General features: G+C 53.8%; 19 protein-coding genes and 1 other annotated feature. Of the genes, 6 read left to right on the forward strand and 13 right to left on the reverse strand.

Annotation, left to right across the window (positions count from 1 at the left end):
- Positions 1 to 3: 3 nt before the first annotated feature.
- The 11 genes from trxA to nth form a co-directional block, all read right to left on the reverse strand.
- Positions 4 to 318, reverse strand: coding sequence for a thioredoxin (gene trxA, locus I2G69_RS04815; protein WP_087233198.1), 315 nt, complete (start codon positions 316 to 318; stop codon positions 4 to 6).
- A gap of 133 nt (positions 319 to 451) precedes the next feature.
- The gene (locus tag I2G69_RS04820; protein WP_195560323.1) at positions 452 to 919 is read right to left on the reverse strand and encodes a metallopeptidase family protein; all 468 of its coding nucleotides are present in this window, start codon (positions 917 to 919) and stop codon (positions 452 to 454) included.
- Between the two features lie 22 nt (positions 920 to 941).
- Entirely contained in the window at positions 942 to 1,628 is a 687-nt protein-coding gene (gene cobI / locus I2G69_RS04825) for a precorrin-2 C(20)-methyltransferase (RefSeq protein WP_195560324.1), read from the reverse strand.
- A gap of 69 nt (positions 1,629 to 1,697) precedes the next feature.
- Entirely contained in the window at positions 1,698 to 2,486 is a 789-nt protein-coding gene (gene trpA / locus I2G69_RS04830) for a tryptophan synthase subunit alpha (RefSeq protein WP_195450796.1), read from the reverse strand.
- A complete protein-coding gene (gene trpB, locus I2G69_RS04835; RefSeq protein WP_191441766.1) occupies positions 2,473 to 3,666 on the reverse strand; it encodes a tryptophan synthase subunit beta in 1,194 nt (397 codons plus the stop codon). Before trpB ends, trpA begins: the two co-directional genes overlap by 14 nt.
- A gap of 26 nt (positions 3,667 to 3,692) precedes the next feature.
- A complete protein-coding gene (locus tag I2G69_RS04840; RefSeq protein ID WP_195450797.1) occupies positions 3,693 to 4,316 on the reverse strand; it encodes a phosphoribosylanthranilate isomerase in 624 nt (207 codons plus the stop codon).
- Positions 4,313 to 5,092, reverse strand: a complete 780-nt coding sequence (gene trpC, locus I2G69_RS04845; protein WP_195560325.1) for an indole-3-glycerol phosphate synthase TrpC — start codon at positions 5,090 to 5,092, stop codon at positions 4,313 to 4,315. The genes I2G69_RS04840 and trpC overlap by 4 nt, the downstream gene beginning before the upstream one ends.
- A gap of 12 nt (positions 5,093 to 5,104) precedes the next feature.
- Positions 5,105 to 6,877, reverse strand: coding sequence for a bifunctional anthranilate synthase component II/anthranilate phosphoribosyltransferase (locus I2G69_RS04850; RefSeq protein ID WP_330610122.1), 1,773 nt, complete (start codon positions 6,875 to 6,877; stop codon positions 5,105 to 5,107).
- Positions 6,762 to 8,228 (reverse strand): anthranilate synthase component I, encoded by a 1,467-nt coding sequence (gene trpE / locus I2G69_RS04855; protein WP_191405594.1) that lies wholly within the window; start codon positions 8,226 to 8,228, stop codon positions 6,762 to 6,764. The genes I2G69_RS04850 and trpE overlap by 116 nt, the downstream gene beginning before the upstream one ends.
- A 56-nt stretch (positions 8,229 to 8,284) precedes the next feature.
- Positions 8,285 to 8,556: a binding site (T-box leader), on the reverse strand.
- 91 nt (positions 8,557 to 8,647) lie between these two features.
- Entirely contained in the window at positions 8,648 to 9,172 is a 525-nt protein-coding gene (locus I2G69_RS04860; protein WP_191395483.1) for a cysteine hydrolase family protein, read from the reverse strand.
- Entirely contained in the window at positions 9,169 to 9,831 is a 663-nt protein-coding gene (gene nth / locus I2G69_RS04865; protein ID WP_191362784.1) for an endonuclease III, read from the reverse strand. Before nth ends, I2G69_RS04860 begins: the two co-directional genes overlap by 4 nt.
- 153 nt (positions 9,832 to 9,984) lie before the next feature.
- Here nth and I2G69_RS04870 point away from each other — a divergent pair, with 153 nt between their 5' ends.
- The 5 genes from I2G69_RS04870 to uraA all read left to right on the forward strand — a co-directional run bounded on the left by I2G69_RS04870 (position 9,985) and on the right by uraA (position 15,899).
- Positions 9,985 to 10,641 (forward strand): TraX family protein, encoded by a 657-nt coding sequence (locus I2G69_RS04870; RefSeq protein WP_195560327.1) that lies wholly within the window; start codon positions 9,985 to 9,987, stop codon positions 10,639 to 10,641.
- Between the two features lie 179 nt (positions 10,642 to 10,820).
- The gene (glyA, locus tag I2G69_RS04875) at positions 10,821 to 12,074 is read left to right on the forward strand and encodes a serine hydroxymethyltransferase (RefSeq protein WP_195560328.1); all 1,254 of its coding nucleotides are present in this window, start codon (positions 10,821 to 10,823) and stop codon (positions 12,072 to 12,074) included.
- An 88-nt stretch (positions 12,075 to 12,162) separates the two neighbouring features.
- Positions 12,163 to 13,434, forward strand: coding sequence for a replication-associated recombination protein A (locus I2G69_RS04880; RefSeq protein ID WP_195560329.1), 1,272 nt, complete (start codon positions 12,163 to 12,165; stop codon positions 13,432 to 13,434).
- Positions 13,435 to 13,581: 147 nt separating this feature from the next.
- Complete coding sequence (locus I2G69_RS04885) at positions 13,582 to 14,238, forward strand: flavin reductase (RefSeq protein WP_087233236.1); 657 nt, start codon at positions 13,582 to 13,584, stop codon at positions 14,236 to 14,238.
- A gap of 359 nt (positions 14,239 to 14,597) precedes the next feature.
- Complete coding sequence (gene uraA, locus I2G69_RS04890) at positions 14,598 to 15,899, forward strand: uracil permease (protein ID WP_087233239.1); 1,302 nt, start codon at positions 14,598 to 14,600, stop codon at positions 15,897 to 15,899.
- Positions 15,900 to 15,966: 67 nt separating this feature from the next.
- Here the strand turns inward: uraA and I2G69_RS04895 are convergent, their stop codons facing one another.
- Entirely contained in the window at positions 15,967 to 16,713 is a 747-nt protein-coding gene (locus I2G69_RS04895; protein WP_087233242.1) for a hypothetical protein, read from the reverse strand.
- A gap of 161 nt (positions 16,714 to 16,874) precedes the next feature.
- The gene (locus I2G69_RS04900; protein ID WP_191362787.1) at positions 16,875 to 17,903 is read right to left on the reverse strand and encodes a threonine aldolase family protein; all 1,029 of its coding nucleotides are present in this window, start codon (positions 17,901 to 17,903) and stop codon (positions 16,875 to 16,877) included.
- A 160-nt stretch (positions 17,904 to 18,063) separates the two neighbouring features.
- Here I2G69_RS04900 and I2G69_RS04905 point away from each other — a divergent pair, with 160 nt between their 5' ends.
- Positions 18,064 to 18,501: a YaiI/YqxD family protein gene (locus I2G69_RS04905; RefSeq protein ID WP_195560330.1), complete on the forward strand. Its 438-nt coding sequence runs from the start codon at positions 18,064 to 18,066 to the stop codon at positions 18,499 to 18,501.
- Positions 18,502 to 18,529: the final 28 nt, after the last annotated feature.

Genomic DNA, 18,529 nt, shown 5'->3' on the forward strand with positions numbered 1-18,529 from the left:
CCATCAGACGGGGATCATCTGCTTGATTTGCTCTTTGGCTTTGAGGCCGACCGATTGGGCGACGATTTTTCCGTCCTGGATGACCAGGAGCGTGGGGATGCTCATGACGCCGAACGCGGAAGCCAGCTCGGGTTCCTCGTCTATATTGATTTTGCAGACCTTGGCAGTACCCTTCAATTCCTGCGCAAGTTGGTCGATCATGGGGGAGACCATGCGGCACGGGCCGCACCACGGGGCCCAGAAATCAATTAAGACCGGCAGGGAGGTATGCAGCACTTCATTGGCGAAGGTTTCTTTTGTAAGATGTAAAACAGACATGTGAATGTCTCCTTTCGTGTAGTTTGTGTTTTGTTGTTCTTAGTATATGGGAGATGCCCAAAAAGTTCTGTGACCAAATCACCGAAGCAAAACACCGCATACGTGCTCCGTATGCGGTGTTTTTGCGTTGACTCTATTCTTTTTTACGCCGGTTCCACCACTTGGAGCGTTTCCCATCGGCCAATCCCTTTTCATAGGCCTTTTGGGCAGCTTTTTCTGGATCGCGTACGGGACGGCTTTCCTCCAAATACTCTGCCAGCCATGCCTCGTCCTCCAAATCCAGGCCGTTTTCACCGGCCAAGGCTTCCACATGATGGCGGAATTCGTGCCGGAGGGTATCGCGCAGCTCACGGCGCAGTTCCAGCGGAGATAAATCTCCGAAGACGGGTTCAAAGGACCCGTAATAGATGACGATGCTTCTACCTAAATAGGGGGCCTGGCAGTATTCGCCCAAAATGTAGAGGTCCTCTCCGGGAAAGTCCGGGTCCAGCTTTGCATCGGGGAGGAGGCAGACGCCGCCGTTGAGTTCTTGAAAGAAGGCTTCCGGAAGCTCGTCCAACAGCTCTGCCAACCATTCTTCTGCTTTTTCGATGGAGATCATATACTTTTGTCCCCTTCCTGTTTTACGGGTCTTTTACGATCAATATGGAAAAGTATCCGGCGGTGTCGCCCGTCTGGGAAAGCGTAGGATAGAGCGCTTCCCCCGGCATCCCGCAGTTCTGCACGACGCTGGTGTGTTCGGAGAGGCCCTTTTCCGTTAAAAGCCGCTTCACATTTGCAAACTGCTTGCCGCTTTTCATCAGGATCTTGACGCCCGGGGCATCGAGCTCCGGTTCCGCACAAGGGTAAGAGGCGGGCAAGATCCGCAGGGGCTTATCCGCTTCGGTCAGGCTTTCGCCCAGCGCTGCCGCGGCCGCACAGAAGGAGGGCACACCGGCGACCATTTGATAGGAAAAGCCCATTGCCTGTATTTGATTTTGTATGTATATGCAGGTGGAATAGATCGAAGGGTCGCCCAAAGTGAGCAGGGCGACGTCCTGGCCGCTTTTCAGAACTTCTGCTACTTGTTCCGCTGCAAGCCGATGGCTTTCCTTCAGCACCTGTGGGTCGCGCGTCATAGGAAGGCGTAGGGAAAGACAGGGCTTCTCCGTGATCTCCGGGATTGCTTGTACGGCAATGCGAAAGGATGTGCTGTCCCGGCCGCCTGGAGCTGCAAGGACCGGGCAACTGCGAATGAGACGTTCCGCCTTGCGTGTGAGAAGTTCCGGATCTCCGGGCCCAACGCCGATACTATATAAAATTCCCGCCATGGTATTCATTCCTCCAATGTAGAACATTTGGAGTTTATGATACCATGACGGGCAAAAAATTGCAAAAGTTTAGGAATCCAGCGCTTTGCGCAGAGAAGCAGTGAAGTGCCCAACCGGTTCCACGCAGTCCTTGCCGGATTCGGCAACCAGTTTCACAATGGCACTGCCCACGATCACGCCGTCGCAGTAGGCGCTGATCGCTTTGGCCTGTTCCGGCCCGGAGAGGCCAAATCCCACAGCGCAGGGGATATGTGCAGATTGGCGGATGGTATGGAAAAATGCATCAAAATCCGTGGTAAACTCCTTGCGCATACCGGTGACGCCGGTGGAGGAAACACAGTACAGGAATCCCTTGGCGGCGCTGGCGATCATCGCAATGCGCTCTTGAGAGGTGGGGGCCACCATGCTGATGGAATACACACCCGCACGGTCCGCGGCCTCTTGGATTTCATCCTGTTCTTCATAGGGCAGATCGGGGACGATTACACCGTCCACGCCGCTCTCGGCGCATAGCTGGAAAAAACGCTCCGTACCGAAGCCGAAAATGCTGTTGATGTAAAGCATCAACAGAAGAGGAACCTGCGTCTTTTCCCGCAAGCGTTTGACCAAATCGAAAATATCAACCAGTTTCGTCCCATTCTCCAGGGAGCGGACGCTGGCTTCCTGGATGACCGGCCCTTCCGCGATGGGATCGGAAAAAGGGACGCCCAATTCGATGATATCCGCCCCGGAAGCCTCCAACTGCAAAACAAGCTGCTCTGTGGTGTCCAGGCCGGCGTCGCCCGCGGTCACAAACGGAATCAGAGCCTTGCGGCCCTGCTCTTGCAATTTCTGAAATGTCGCGTCAATCCTGTTCATTGAGCTTTACCCCCCTGTATCTTGCCACCTGATAAACGTCCTTGTCGCCGCGTCCAGACAGGCAGATGATCATGGTTTGATCCTTGCGCATGGTCGGAGCGATCTTGCAAGCCAGCGCAACAGCATGTGCGGATTCGATCGCCGGGATAATCCCCTCCATACGGGAGAGATATTCAAAGGCACATACCGCCTCTTCGTCCGTGATGGCAAAGTATTCGCCGCGGCCGGTCTTGGCGAGCTGCGCGTGCTCCGGGCCAATTCCCGGATAGTCCAGCCCCGCGGAGAGCGAATAGACCGGCGCAATTTGGCCTTCTTCATTTTGCAGGAAGATGGACTTCATACCATGGAAGATCCCCGCGCGGCCCCTGGAAATCGTCGCCGCCGTCCGGTCGGTGTCCACACCTTCACCCGCTGCTTCTGCGCCGAGCAGTCGGACCGATTCGTCGGGGATGAAGTCGTAGAACATCCCCATGGCGTTGGAGCCGCCGCCCACACAGGCGCAGACGGCGTCGGGCAGCTTGCCTTCGATTTCCATCAATTGGCGCTTGGCTTCCTGCCCAATGATTTTCTGAAAGTCACGCACCATCTGTGGATAGGGGTGGGGGCCCATCACGGAACCGATCAGATAATGGGTGGTTTCCACGTTGGTGGTCCAGTCACGCATGGCCTCGTTGATGGCGTCCTTCAGCGTAGCGGTGCCGCTGTGGACCGGTATCACCTTTGCGCCCAACAGCTCCATGCGGTAGACGTTGAGCGATTGGCGTTCCACATCCGTTGCACCCATATAGACTTCACATTCCATCCCGAACAGCGCGGCGGCGGTCGCCGTCGCCACACCATGCTGGCCCGCTCCAGTCTCCGCAATGATGCGCTTTTTGCCCATGCGTTTCGCCAACAAAATTTGGCCCAGGACATTGTTGATCTTGTGGGAGCCCGTGTGGTTGAGGTCCTCGCGCTTGATATAGATCTTTGCGCCGCCGAGATCCTTTGTCATTTTCTCCGCATAGTAGAGCATGGAGGGCCTTCCGGCATAGTTCTGATAGTACCAGGAGAGCTCCTTTTGAAAATCTGGGTCGTCTTTATATGTTGCGTAGGCGGCTTCCAGCTCGTGTACCGCGTTCATCACGGTTTCCGGCACATATTGGCCGCCGTATTCGCCGTATCTTCCGATTTTACTCATGTTGTCCTTCCTTCCTGCTTGATCCCCTAGGCGTCCTGCAACGCCTGAAATTGTGTAACCACTGCGCGAATTTTTTCCCTGTCCTTGCAGCCACCGGTTTCGATGCCTCCTGAAAGGTCCACCCCGGCGGGATGGACAGCTTCCACTGCTTCGAAAAGGTTTTCCGCCGTCAACCCGCCCGCGAGGAAAAAGGGCTTCTGCGGGTTTGCCTCCCGGATCGCAGGCCAATTGGCCACCTTGCCGCTTCCTCCATAGGCGGTGGGGGAAAAGCTGTCCAAGAGGAGAAGGTCTACGGGGAGCTGTTCCGACCGGCGGATGCTTTCTGCATCCGTGACGCGCACCGCCTTCCAAATGGGCCTTTTTGTACGCTGCCGGAGGGTTTCGATGTAAGCGGCGTCCTCATCCCCGTGAAGCTGCAACACATCCAGTCTAGCACGTTCTGCGATTTGTAGCAAGTGCTCAATTGGTTCATTGACAAATACACCGACGGTTTGAATCCCCGCGCGCAGTCCCTTGGAGAGCGCGGCCGCCTGCTCCGCCGATACCTGCCGTTTGCTTTTGGCAAAGACAAACCCGATGTAGTCCGGCGGGAAGGCGTTCACATAGGAAATATCCTCGGCACGCCGGATGCCGCAGAGCTTGAGCTTCATACGTCCCGCCTCAATTCTTGCAGGGAGCGCCCGATGTCGCCGCTTCGCATCAGCGTCTCCCCGATCAATACGGCGTCCGCGCCATGCTCTCGGACGGCTTTCATGTCGCCGTTATCCCGGATGCCGCTTTCCGAGACGAGTACATGCCCTTCCGGTACCAGAGGGGCCAGCCGTCCGGTGACGGTTAGGCTGACCACAAAGGTTTTCAAATTACGGTTGTTGATGCCAAGCAGGTCGCTGCCAGCGGCCAGGGCGGAGGCGAGTTCTTCCTCGTTGTGCACCTCTGTCAGGCAGGCGAGGCCCAGGCCGTGTGCAATTTCCGCAAACGCCCGGAGGGTTTTGGTATCCAATAGGGCGGCGATCAATAGAATGGCGTCCGCGCCCATGGCGCGCGCCTCATAGATTTGGTAGGGGTCGATGATAAAATCCTTGCGCAGAATGGGGAGTGAGACCGCCGCACGGATGGCGCGCAGATAATCGCTTTTTCCCTGGAAATAGTGTTCTTCCGTCAAAACCGAGAGCGCGTTTGCGCCGTTCTGCTCATAAGCCCTGGCGATCTCCACCGGATGAAAATCCGCGCAAATTAGCCCTTTAGAAGGGGAGGCCTTTTTTACCTCAGCGATTACGGCGAGCCGGTCCCCTTGCAAAGCCTTGGCAAAATCCCGCGTCGGTTCCCGCCGGTTCTGCGCCGCCTTCTGAACGGCTTCGAGCGGCACGGCGGCCATTTCCCGCGCAAGCTGTTCTTTTCGCTTACAAACAATATCGTCTAAAATCATAGGGCGTTCTCCTTATTGGATGGAATGTGTGAAGGCTTTGAATTCGTTCAGCTTCTCCAATGCTTTCCCGGAATCGATGGAATCCTTGGCCAGGGCGATCCCCTCTTCGATGGACGCCGCTTTTTGGATGGTATACAGCGCACAGCCCGCGTTCAGGAGGACAATGTCCCGGCAAGGGCCGGGCTTTCCCTGGAGGATATCCATGGTGATCTGCGCATTTTCCTGTGCGGTGCCGCCGACCACAGAGGACAGCTCCGCCAATTCCATCCCATAGTCACGCGGGTCCAAATCGTATTTGATGAGCTTGCCATCGCGAATCTCACAGACGCGGGTGGTGTTGGAAATGGTGATCTCGTCCAGCCCGTCGTCCCCGTGGACAAGCATGGCGCCTTTGATGCCCAAATTCATCAGCACGCGCGCCATGGGCTCCATCAGGTCCTCGTCATAAACGCCGAGCAGGATATAATCCGCCTGTGCCGGATTTGCGAGCGGGCCGAGAATGTTGAACACAGAGCGCACGCCGATCTCCTTGCGGGGTGCGGCGGCAAAACGCATGGAACCGTGGAACGATTGGGCAAAAAGAAACGAAAGCCCGCAGGTGTTCAGACTTTGTGCAGCCTGGTCGGGCGTCATGGCAATCTTCATGCCGAGCGCTTCTAAAACGTCTGCGGCGCCGCTCCGGCTGGAAACGCTGCGGTTGCCGTGCTTGGCGACGCGCGCGCCAGCGCCCGCGGCGACAAATGCCGATGTGGTGGAGATGTTAAACGTGCCCACCATGTCGCCGCCTGTGCCGACGATGTCGATGGAATCCGAGCATCCCGGCATGGGCTGTGCCTTCTGGCGCATCACGCGGGCAAAGCCGGTGATCTCCGGGATGGTTTCCCCTTTCATGCGCAGTGCGGTTACAAAGGAACCGATCTGCGCGTTTGTCGCGCCGCCGGACATAATGCAGTCCATCGCCTCGATCGCTTCCGCTTCGGTCAAATCTTCGCCCTCGATGATTTTGAAGATATATGGCTTTAAGAGATTGCGCTGCGCCGGAGGGACGGCGGATTCCGTGCGGCCGGTGATGGGCAGATGCGCGATGCGGTCACAGAAATTTTCCAGAATTTTCGGGCCACATTCGGTCAAAATCGATTCAGGGTGGAACTGCACGCCGTAGGTGGGGTGTTCCTTATGGGCGAACGCCATAATTTCGCCGTCTTCGTCCTCTGCAAGGATCTCTAAGCAGGCGGGAAGGGTGTCGCGGTCGGAAATCAGGGAGTGGTACCGGCCAACGGTTACCCTTTCCGGCAGGCCGGAGAAGAGCGGATTTTTGTTTTGGATGGTGATCTCACTGGCTTTGCCGTGCATCAGTGTTTTGGCATGCACCGTCTTGCCGCCGAACGCTTCTCCAATGGATTGGTGCCCTAGGCAGACGCCGAGGATCGGAATGGACCCGCTGAACTTCTGAATCGCAGCGACGGAAATACCGGCGCTTGCCGGATAACCGGGGCCGGGGGAGATAACGATCGCCTGCGGCGCAAGCATTTTGATTTCCTCCAATGTGATTTCATCGTTGCGTTTGACAAGGATGTCCTGGTAGAATTTGCCGATGTATTGATATAGGTTATACGTAAACGAATCGTAGTTATCGATGATTAAGATCATGGCTGTCTCCCTGCCTTTCTCAAAGGTTGCACGCCTGCTCGATGGCGTTGATGACTGCGCGTGCCTTGTTTTCGCTCTCTTCGAATTCCTTTTCCGGCACGGAATCGGCGACAATGCCGCCGCCCGCCTGTACATAAGCCCGGTTGTTTTTGAACAGCACGGTGCGGATGGCGATGCAGGTGTCAATGTTTCCGTCAAAGCCGAGATAACCGACCGTGCCGCCGTACAGTCCGCGTTTGGTGGGTTCCAGTTCGTCGATGATCTCCATTGCGCGCACTTTTGGCGCGCCGGAGAGCGTGCCCGCCGGGAGGACGGAAAGCAGGGCGTCCAATGCGGTTTTGTCGTCCCGCAGCATGCCCTTTACATCGCTGACAATGTGCATCACCTGGGAATAACGCTCCACCTTCATGAAGCTAGTCACTTCCACGGTGCCGAACTTGGAAACCTTGCCTACGTCATTGCGGCCCAGGTCCACCAGCATGGTGTGTTCGGCCTTTTCCTTCGGGTCCTTGAGAAGGTCGCGTTCCAGCTCCTTGTCCTGTGCCTCGGTCAGGCCGCGTTTGGAGGTTCCGGCAATCGGCTTGGTGGAGACGATGCCCTTTGTCACGTTGACGAGCATCTCCGGGGAGGCGCCGACGATTTCATAATCCTTGAGCTTAAAATAATAGAGGTAGGGGGAGGGGTTGGCGGAACGCAGGCAGCGGTACACGTCGAACGCATCCGGCGGATTCGGAACCTCTAGCCGGCGGGAGAGGACCACTTGGAAAATGTCGCCGTCCTTGATGTATTCCTGCGCCCTGCGGATGTTTTCCAGATGCTGCTCCTTGGTGATGTTCGTCTCTACGATGGGAGCTGGGTGGTTGTTCGGCACATGGGGGAGGGGCGTGAATTCTGTGAGATAGGCTCCCAGGCGCTCTGCTTCTGATTCGCAGGCGGCATACCGGTTTGTGAGGTCCTCATTTCGATGAATGTTTTGTATAATGACTGTCTTGTTAGAGAGGTGATCGAAGGCCACCAACTGGTCGTAAAGAAAGAGGTGGCAGTCCGGTAGGTCGAGGTCATCCTTGGGGGGATGGCTCAATTTTTTCTCCATGTAGCGGACAGTGTCATAACCAAAGTAGCCGACCAGCCCGCCGGTCAATTTGGGGCGGTTGGGAAAGCTGGGGGACTTATACCGGTTCAGGATCTCTGTCAGGAAGGAAATCGGGTTGTCGATCGGGGTGTGGGATTCCGAATTTCCTTCCGCAACGGTCGCCAAACCATTTTTGATGCGGATTTCCATCTTCGGATGGATGCCAATGAAGGAGTAGCGGCCCCACTGTGTGTTGTCGACACTTTCCAAAATGAAGCAGGTGTCGCTTTGCTCCTTGAGGGCATTGAAAATGTGGATCGGGGTCATGGAATCGGACAGGACCTCATAAAACACAGGGACAACGTCGTATTCTTCCAAAAGTTCCTGTACTTCCGTCAAAGTGGGGTACAACATATGCGCATCTCCTTTAGCAAGAATGTATTTTGGCAAACAAAAAGAGCCTACCGTCCGTATGGGACGATAGACTCGTGGTGCCACCCAAATTCCGGAACGAAACCGTTCCGCTTTTAACAGGTACATGGCAAAATCAACGAAGGTACGCAGCTTTTGCCTCAATACCCTTTCCCATAACGCGGGAACCACGGCGATGGTTACTCGGAAACCCTTTCTCCATGCTCCTCACAAACCCATTCGCCTGCATCGTATGCTCCGGCTTCCCACCAACCGCCGGTTCTCTGTGCCACCGTTTTACAGGGTACTCACTTTTGCTCGTTGGATTTCAAAATGTTTTATTTTGGTGTCATTATACGCCGGTCAACAGAAATCTGTCAAGTAGTTTTTAAAAATTAATTTTTGCGTGGTAAATCGTTACATCAGCGATTGACCACATCGATGTGCAGGTTTTCCAAGATGTCGAATGCCTTTTCCTGCATGGCAGGGTCGTTGCTGGCCACGCACTGTGCGTCGACGATAATTTGTGCCTCCGGCTGTGCGGCCTTTGCCAAAATCGCATTGGAGATGACGCAGATATTGCTGACAACGCCGACCAGTTCGATCACATCGTAGCGTTTTTCCTCCAAATAGTGCAGAAGGTCGAGGCTACCGAAGGTGTTCTTTTCGAAGAAGGTGCAGTAAGCCAGCTGATAGCGTAGGCGACCGTGCAGCTGCCAGCCCTCGGAACCACACAGGCAATGCGGGATGGGAAGTTTTTTCCCCTCCTGCGTGTCGAGATAATTTTCCCCGTGGGTATCCATGGTGTAGACAACATCGTCCTTTGCGTCGAGATAGTCCTGCACTTTTTTGTGCAGCTTCGGTTCCAGTGCCTCCGCCTCTGGAAACCCGAGGGAACCGGACACAAAATCGTTCTGATAATCCACCACGATCAAAAGCTTTTTCATTTCTTGCCCTCCTTTTTTTCCGCAACAGGTGTTTCTTGTGCGTATTTACAGAATTCACGCATACAGCAAATTTCACATTTCGGCTTGCGTGCGTCGCAGACAGCGCGCCCATGAAGGACCAATCGGTGGCAGAAATCGTTTGCCTCGTCCATCGGCAGGACTGCGCGGAGCTGTTTCTCTACCTTCAAGGGCTCTTTCCCTTCGCTCAGCCCCAAACGCCCACAGATACGGATACAGTGGGTATCCGTTACAACCGCGGGTTTGTGATAAATGTCGCCCACCACGAGGTTGGCGGTTTTGCGGCCCACGCCGGGGAGTTTGGTCAATTCTTCCACCGTGTCCGGCACGACGCCGTTGTAATCGCTGCGCAGTTTGTTGCACATCGCATAAATATCGCGCGCCTTGGTCTTATACAATCCGCAGGAGCGGATGATCTCTTCAATGTCCTCCACAGGCCCGTCGCAAAAGGCATTTAGCGTGGGGAAGCGCTCGAAAAGCGCAGGGGTCACCATGTTGACACGTGCGTCCGTGCACTGCGCGGATAAGCGCGTGGCGATCAGCAATTGAAGCGGTTCTGTATAGGTCAACGAACAAATTGCATCGGGATATTCCTTCTTTAAAGCTTCCACCGCCAGGACCGCGCGTTGCTTTTCTGTCATTCTGCTGCATCTCCTTGTTCCAGATCCATTTCTACCGGTCGACGGAATTCGACTATGAGTTTATTGTATACGAAAACCGAAGAAAGCACAAGTTGACAAACCAAGGAAAAATCCCTATGATGAAGAAAATTTTGGAAATCGAGGAGGGCGGTTATGTCCGGGTTTTGGCTGAAGCTTTTGGCGATGGTTTCGATGTTGATCGATCACGCGGGGATGGTTCTGTTCCCGCAGATGCAGGGCCTGCGGGTGCTAGGACGGCTGGCGTTTCCTTTGTATTGCTTCCTTTTGGCGGAAGGGGCCGTCCACACCTCCAATAGCAAACGCTATCTGGGGCGGCTGCTGGGCTTTGCCTTGCTGTCGGAGATTCCGTTTGATCTGGCGTGTCACAATACCGCCCTCTGGATGCAATCCCAAAACGTCTTTTTTACATTATTTTTGGGATTGGCGGCCTGCGAACTTTTGAAGCGTTTCGCTCCAGAGAGGCCCTTTTGGAGCCTTGTGGGGGTGGCAGGGCTGGCGGGACTCGCAGAGATCTTGCAGACCGATTACGGGGCCTTTGGCGTGGGATTGGTGATTGTCTTTTATATTTGCCGGACGTCTCCCGCGAGGGGAACCATCCTCTTTACCATCCTCAATACCGGCTTTTCGCTGCTCAATCATATGACGCTCCAATTGGCGGCGCCGGTTGCTGTGCTTCCGATCCTGCTTTACAATGGGCAGCGGGGAAGAGCGCTCAACAAATACGTGTTCTATTGGGTGTATCCCATCCATTTGTTGCTTTTGTTTTTCCTGCGCCGGTTCCTGATGTAGTGGGCTTGGAAAGGGCGGCTGGGAAGTTTGTCCGTTTTCTGGATAAAATGGAAAGCTGCGGCGGAAGGTGTTGCGTTTTATCGGCAGAAAGGATATAATGGATAACAAGATACAGGCGGGAGTCGTGCCCAGGACCGGGACGGCTGGCGGCCAATACCAACCAAGGAGAGAGGAACGAAATGTACAAAGATATGATGGACACAATTGGATTTGTGTCTCAGGCGGACCCCGAAGTCGGCGCGGCCATGCAGGATGAACTCAAGCGCCAGCAGCGCAACCTGGAAATGATCGCTTCCGAGAACATGGTTTCCCCGGCGGTGCTTGCCGCGATGGGTAGCGTGCTCACCAATAAGTATGCAGAGGGCTACCCAGGCAAGCGCTACTACGGCGGCTGCGAGTATGTTGACGTTGTGGAAAACATCGCGCGCGACCGTGCTTGCAAGCTGTTCGGCGCCGAGCACGCCAATGTGCAGCCGCATGCGGGTGCACAGGCAAACCTGGGCGTTTATTTTGCCCTGCTCAAGCCCGGCGATACGGTCATGGGTATGAATCTGGCAGAGGGCGGCCATCTGACCCATGGTTCCCCGGTGAATATGTCCGGCAGCTATTTTAACTTTGTCGCCTATGGTGTCAGCCCGGAGACGGGCCGCATCGATTACAACCAGCTTTATGAGCAGGCCATGCAGGTCAAGCCGAAGCTGATTGTCGCGGGCGCCAGCGCTTATCCGCGCGTGATCGACTTTGCAAAGTTCCGTGAGATCTGCGACGCCTGCGGCGCTCTCTTTATGGTGGATATGGCGCACATTGCCGGCCTGGTGGCGGGCGGCGACCACCCCAACCCGGTGCCTTACGCAGACGTAGTGACTACCACCACGCATAAGACCCTGCGCGGTCCGCGCGGCGGCATGATCCTGTGCAAAGAGGAGTACGCCAAGGCGATCGACAAGGCGATCTTCCCCGGCACGCAGGGCGGCCCGCTGATGCACATCATCGCAGGCAAGGCGGTTTGCTTCGGTGAGGCATTGAAGCCGGAATTCAAGCAGTATTCGCACAACATCGTTGCCAACGCTTCCGCATTGGCGGATGGCCTTCTCAAGCGCGGCGTGAAGCTCGTCTCCGGCGGCACGGATAACCATCTGATGCTGGTGGATCTTACCGGCCAGGAATTGACCGGCAAGGAACTGGAGCACCGCCTGGATGAGGTGTACATCACCGCAAACAAGAATACGGTTCCGAACGAGCAGCGCAGCCCATTCACCACAAGCGGCCTGCGCCTTGGCACGGCGGCCATCACGACCCGCAGTTTGACCGTGGCCGATATGGACACCATTGCGGAGTGCATCGCATTGGCGATCAACGACTTCGACAACAGCAAGGAAAAGATTCGCGGCATGGTCACGGAGATTTGCACGCGTTATCCGCTCTATGCATAAGGAAGTCCAAACCTGAATTTATACATTGAAAAAGCCGCACTGTACGAATCAAGTACAGTGCGGCTTTCCGGTAAAGGAGGAACTTTTGATGCGCCCATTGGCGGACCGCATCCGTCCCCAAACGCTGGATGAGATGGTAGGCCAGCGCCATCTGCTGGGGGAAGGGAAACCCCTGCGCAGGATTCTTGCCTCTGGGGTGATCCCCAATCTGATCTTCTACGGCCCATCCGGCGTGGGAAAGACGACATTGGCTTCCATCATCGCAAAGCAGACCAACCGCAAACTCTGCAAATTGAACGGGACCACTGCTTCGACCGCGGACATCCGCGAAGTGGTTGCGGGCCTGGACCGTCTGGACGCAGTGAACGGCGTGCTGCTCTATTTGGACGAGATCCAGTACTTTAATAAAAAACAGCAACAGACGCTTTTGGAATTCATCGAAAACGGGCAGATTACTCTGATCGCTTCTACAACGGAGAATCCATATTTTTATGTCTATAATGCGATTTTGAGCCGGTCCACCGTGTTTGAATTTAAGGCGGTACAGCCGGAAGAAATCTGTCCTGCGGTGGAGCGGGCATTCCATGTGATGGAAGAGGACCTGCACAGCCCGCTGCGCTTGGAGGACGGCGTGGTGAAACACATTGCCGCTGCCTGCGGCGGGGATGTGCGCAAGGCGATGAATGCGGTGGAGCTCTGTGCCCTGTCCTCCCAGGAACAGGGCGATGTGCGGCTTGTAACGCTGGAGGGGGCAAGGGAGCTGACCCAGCGCAGCGCCATGAAGTATGACCGTGAGGGGGACGAGCATTATGACATCCTGTCCGCCTATCAAAAGTCGATGCGCGGTTCGGATCCCGATGCGGCGATCCATTATCTGGCGCGCCTGTTGGAGGCGGGAGATCTGCCATCCGCCTGCCGCAGGCTGTTGGTGTGCGCCAGCGAGGATGTAGGGCTTGCTTATCCGCAGATCATCCCCATTGTCAAAGCTGCGGTGGATACAGCGCTCATGGTGGGCCTGCCGGAAGCGCAGTTTCCGCTGGCGGACGCGGTGCTTCTCGTATGCAATGCGCCAAAGTCCAACAGCGGCCACAATGCGATTCTTGCAGCGAGGGAGGATGTGCGCGCGGGAAAAGCGGGGCCAATCCCACGGCAATTACAAAACAAGCATTTTGACGGCGCAGATAATCCTGTAAAAGGACAATTTTACAAATATCCTCATGATTATCCAAACCACTGGGTGGTGCAACAGTATCTGCCAGAGAATCTGCAAGGGACCCACTATTATGAATATGGGGAAAATAAAACGGAACAGGCTTATCGCGCCTATTGGGAACGTATTAAAAAATCTGGGAATCTTTAGTAGAATCCTGTCCAAAAAGCGGAGCAAATCGGATTTTCTGAAAATAATTTGTAGAAAACGGCAAATTTACCTTGTATCTATCCGCTCTTCGTGGTAACATAGATAAGAATAGGGGCAATGAATGCCCATCGGAGGTGTTTGTTTTTCATGAAGGACGAGACACTTTTCAACCTGTCTTACGGGATGTATGCGATTGGTGTAAAAAATGACAAAAAGGTTTCTGCTTGTATCGTCAATACAGTTTTTCAAGTGACGAATACGCCGAATCAAATTGCCCTCAGCATGAACCGCGACAATTATAGCTATGAATGTATCAAAAAGGAAGGAATCTTCACGGTTTCTGTGCTCTCCGAGGATACCTCTGGTGCGGTGATTGGAGCGTTGGGCTTTAATTCCGGACGGGACACGGACAAGCTCAAGAATGTCCGCCATAAGATCTTGGTGGAAGGGCTGCCCGTTGTGAAAGAGAATATTTGTTGCTGGTTCCTTTGTAAGGTCGTAAACAGTGTAGATACGCCAACACATACGATTTTCATTGCAGAAGTGGTGGCGGGCAGCGACACGTCCAAGGGGAAACCGATGACCTACGATTATTACCACAAGGTCATCAAAGGGACGGCACCCAAAAATGCACCTACTTACCGCGCGACCGAGGCAGTGGACGACCACAACGATGGCGAGGAGTTTATTTGTACCATCTGCGGCTATGTGTATGACGATCCCGACCTTTCCTTTGAAGAGCTTCCGGATGATTGGGTCTGTCCGATTTGTGGTGCGCCAAAGAGCGCATTTAAGCGTCAATAGTTGTAATCTTTAGAGACCACCAGCGGCGTAGGGAAAACGGATAAAAAGTTGGATTTCCTAAGCTGGTTGCGGTTTCTAAGAGGCTCACTCCGAAGCAGATTCGCTGCTTCGGGCGGGCCTTTTTTTTCGGTGAATGCGGTGGAGAAATGGCCTTTTAGGGACAGAAGTGCGCCGCAAAATGGGGGAAGAAGATTATAAAAGAAAGATCTATCTTCGGAGGAATTTTATACTAGAAGGACTTCCCATGTTTTTGAGTGCATTTCTTGGAAAGGGTTTCTCTGACCGATTCATAAATCATATGGTTTTTCCGTCGAAAAATGGTTTGTGCGGAGAAGCCGAAAGGAAATGAGGAGAGTACCATGTCAAGCAAAATTATCCAGGTCAACGAACGGCCGCCTCTCAGCCAGGCCATCCCCTTAAGTATCCAGCACATGTTTGCCATGTTCGGCGCTTCAGTGTTGGTGCCCTCGGTCTTTGGCATTGACCCGGCGATCGTTCTATTGATGAACGGCGTTGGAACCCTGTTGTTCATCCTGATTACCAAAGGCCGTGCGCCGGCATACCTCGGTTCCAGCTTCGCCTTCCTTGCGGCGGGAGGGGTTGTCATTCAGAAGTATGGCTTTGAATATGCCCAGGGCGGCTTTGTGGCCGTGGGCATTTGTGGCTGTATTTTGGCGCTGATTGTCTATAAGTTCGGAACCAATTGGATCGATTACGTATTGCCCCCAGCGGCTATGGGGCCGGTGGTGGCGTTGATTGGCCTGGAGTTGGCATCCAATGCTGCCAGCAATGCCGGCCTGCTGGACGAAACCATCGACATGAAAAACGTTGTCGTGTTCCTGATTACCCTCTGTGTAGCGGTATTCGGTTCAATCCTGTTCCGTAAATTCCTCGCCGTGATCCCGATTCTTATTGCGATCATTGCAGGATATGTTGCAGCATGCATCGCAGGGATTGTTGATTTTCAGACGGTTGCCGATGCGTCGTTCTTTTCGTTGCCGCATTTCCAACTGGCAAAGTTCAATATGGAGGCCATTGTCACGATGCTGCCAGTATTGTTGGTGATTGCCTCGGAGCATATTGGCCACCAGATTGTCACCAGCAAGGTGGTCGGTCGTGATTTGCTGAAAGATCCGGGCTTGCATCGCTCCCTGTTTGCAGATAACTTTTCTACGGCGCTTTCCGGCTTGATTGGCTCTGTCCCGACAACGACTTATGGCGAGAACATCGGCGTAATGGCGATGACCAAAGTGTATAGCGTTTGGGTTATCGGTGGGGCGGCTGTATTCTCTATGGTCTGCGCATTTATTGGCAAACTTTCTGCGCTTATCAGCAGCATCCCAGGGCCGGTTATCGGCGGCATTTCTTTCCTGCTGTATGGGATGATTGGTGCTTCTGGCCTACGTATCCTCGTAGACGCTAAGGTCGATTATGGTAAGGCGAGAAATCAGGCCCTGACTGCGGTTGTATTCGTTACCGGGCTTTCCGGTATTTCGCTGAATTTTGGCGGCGTCCAGCTTACGGGAATGGTTCTTGCCTGTGTCGTCGGCATGATTATGGGCCTGTTGTTCTATATTTTTGATAAGCTCCATTGGACCAATGACCGGGAAGAAGAGGAAGTAGTCGAAGCTTCGGTGGCGTCCTCTCTCGAAAAGAAATAAGATTTTGCCTCTAGAGTAAAAAATGCCCATCGCTATAAAACGATGGGCATTTTTTAACGTCTGGATTTTAAGAAATTTTTTCGATTTTAGTTACCGTAACCCCTTCCGTATCGGTGCCATGAATGGTGCCATCGTAATAGACACGCAGCATGTCCCCAATAATTAGCCCGTCTGGCTCGTTGACTTCTGCACCTTCTTTATTAAAGAGAAGTTCTTTGCCATCTGCCGTTTGGATAGTGATGGTGTTCATCGTTCCATCCTGGAGGACTCCATCGACATAAGTGGGTTCTACACTGGAAGAGGAGGGATTAACAACGGTAAAACCTTCCTTTACTTCCTCCAAAGTAATGGCCATTTTGTCATAAAGCGCTGCTGTTTCCTCGTCGGTGACAGGATTTTCTGTTGGGATATCCGCAAGATAGACGGTGTTAGAAGTCTCTTGGAGCAGAGAAGGAAGCTCCGCGCCGATGGCACTCTGATCGTCCCACCATGCTTTGGGTGCAGCCCAAATAGAGAGCAAAGGCGTGTCGGCATTCCCTTTAAACAGAAAATCTACGTGGCTGTATTCGATATCCTGGGAACTCATCACATCGTCTTTGACTACCTTGACGGTGTAGTCATCCTTACTCCAGCGAGATGGTACAGTAAATGTAAAATCCATTCCATCAAAGCTAAGTGTTTGAGGGACGCTGGATTCGGAAGAGACGGGCGGTTCGCTAGAGGGCAGCATAGAAGATTCATTGCCACCATTGGTGCAGGCGCAGATGGAGATCGCCAAAAATGCGGCAAGGAATAGTACAAGTGTTTTTTTCATAGAAATACCTCCTTAAAAGAGGGGAAGCAGCAAATCTGTACACTTCCCAAGTGTATCGCTTGGCCTTATGACGCACCCATTTTACCGCGAAACGTTGGAAAAAGAAAGAAACAGTTTGTTAACTTTCATGACAATTCTGTTGGAACTTATTTGGCACAAAGTTATTTGGCACAAAGGCGATGCAGATCTTGGACGAATTCCCGAACCGCCTCCTCCGGAGTGGCCCAAGAGGTCACCAGACGGATCGCTTGATGTTCTGCGTCTACACGGCCCCAGGTTTCAAACGCATAATCTTGTGCGAGCGTTTCGATCAGGGAGTCGGAGAGAATGGGGAAAATCTGATTGGTGGGGGAATCGGAGAAGAAAGCGCAGTCTACAGCGCGCAGGCCTTCCCGTAACAGGTCTGCCATCCGATTGGCATGTTCAGCAAGTTTGTAATAGAGGCCGTCTTCAAAAAGCGCTTCAAACTGCGCGCCAAGCACCAGGCCTTTCGCCAGCATCCCACCGCGCTGCTTTAAAATATAGCGGAAGTCCGGCTTTAATGCGTCATTGCAGATGACCAGCGCCTCACCCAGAAGTGCGCCGTTTTTTGTGCCGCCCACATAGAATGCGTCGGTCAGGGCGCCGATGTCCTGCATAGTGAGATCGCTTGCGCACAGGGCGCTCCCCAGACGTGCGCCATCCATATAGAGATAGAGGCCGTTTTCCCGGCAGCAGCGGTTTAAGGCGGCCAGTTCTGCTTTCGAATAGACAGTTCCACACTCTGAAGAATTAGAGAGATAAGCCAGCTTGGGCTTCACCATATGTTCATCCGGATGTTCCGCCAATACGCGCAGGATTCCCTCCGGCGTAAGCTTGCCGTTTACTCCCGGGGTGGTGCAGACCTTATGGCCGGTAGCTTCGATGGAACCGCTCTCGTGTCCGGCGATATGGCCGGTTTCTGCCGCGATCGCTGCTTCATGCGGACGCAAAAAAGCGGTCAACGCTGTCAGGTTTACCTGTGTGCCGCCTTCCAGAAAATGGACATCCACATCCTCCCGGCCAATTTCCTTCCGGAGAAGATCAGCCGCATGCTTGCAGTGCATATCGTTTCCGTAGGCTGCGTTTTGTTTGCTTCCTGCTTGTCTGAGAGCCTCCAACAGTTTTGGATGGGCGCCTTCGCTATAATCGTTTTGAAAACTGTACTTCAATCGGATTCCCGCCTTTTCTATACAAATTATGTGCGGATATTCCCGCAGGACTTTTAGTATAACATATTTTGCACTGCAAGAGAATAGGCGAGCCGCTTTTCAAGTACTCCAGCTAGGTATATAATAGCGAGGAGTGAATAGTGCGGTGGAGGAGGCGCAAATGAAGATTTTAGTAGACGCGGACGCTTGTCCGGTAAAGGAGATCATTGTGCGGCAGGCGAAAAAGCGGAGGATTCCGGTTGTGATGCTGTTAGATACCAGCCACATTTTGAACGACGGGTATAGCACGGTGATTACGGTGGACAAAGGACGCGACAGTGTGGACATCCGGCTGGCGAACCTCCTGGAGGCAGGGGACATCGTCGTGACCCAGGATTTTGGCGTAGCAGCGCTGGCCCTGGGGAAGCGCGCAAAAGCGATCAACCAAAATGGGATGGTCTATGACGACCACAATATGGATCAACTGTTGTTTGAACGCCATCTTGGACAGAAGATCCGGCGGGCTGGTGGAAGGACCGCTGGGGCGAAAAAGCGTACGCGCTCAGATGATGAATCCTTTGAAAGAGCTTTTATAGACATTTTGGAGAAAAACATCTGAAGCAGGACCAGAGACCTATGGATATAGG

It is taken from the genome of Anaeromassilibacillus sp. D41t1_190614_C2, assembly GCF_015558525.1.
Taxonomy (GTDB): Bacteria; Bacillota; Clostridia; order Oscillospirales; family Acutalibacteraceae; genus Anaeromassilibacillus; species Anaeromassilibacillus stercoravium.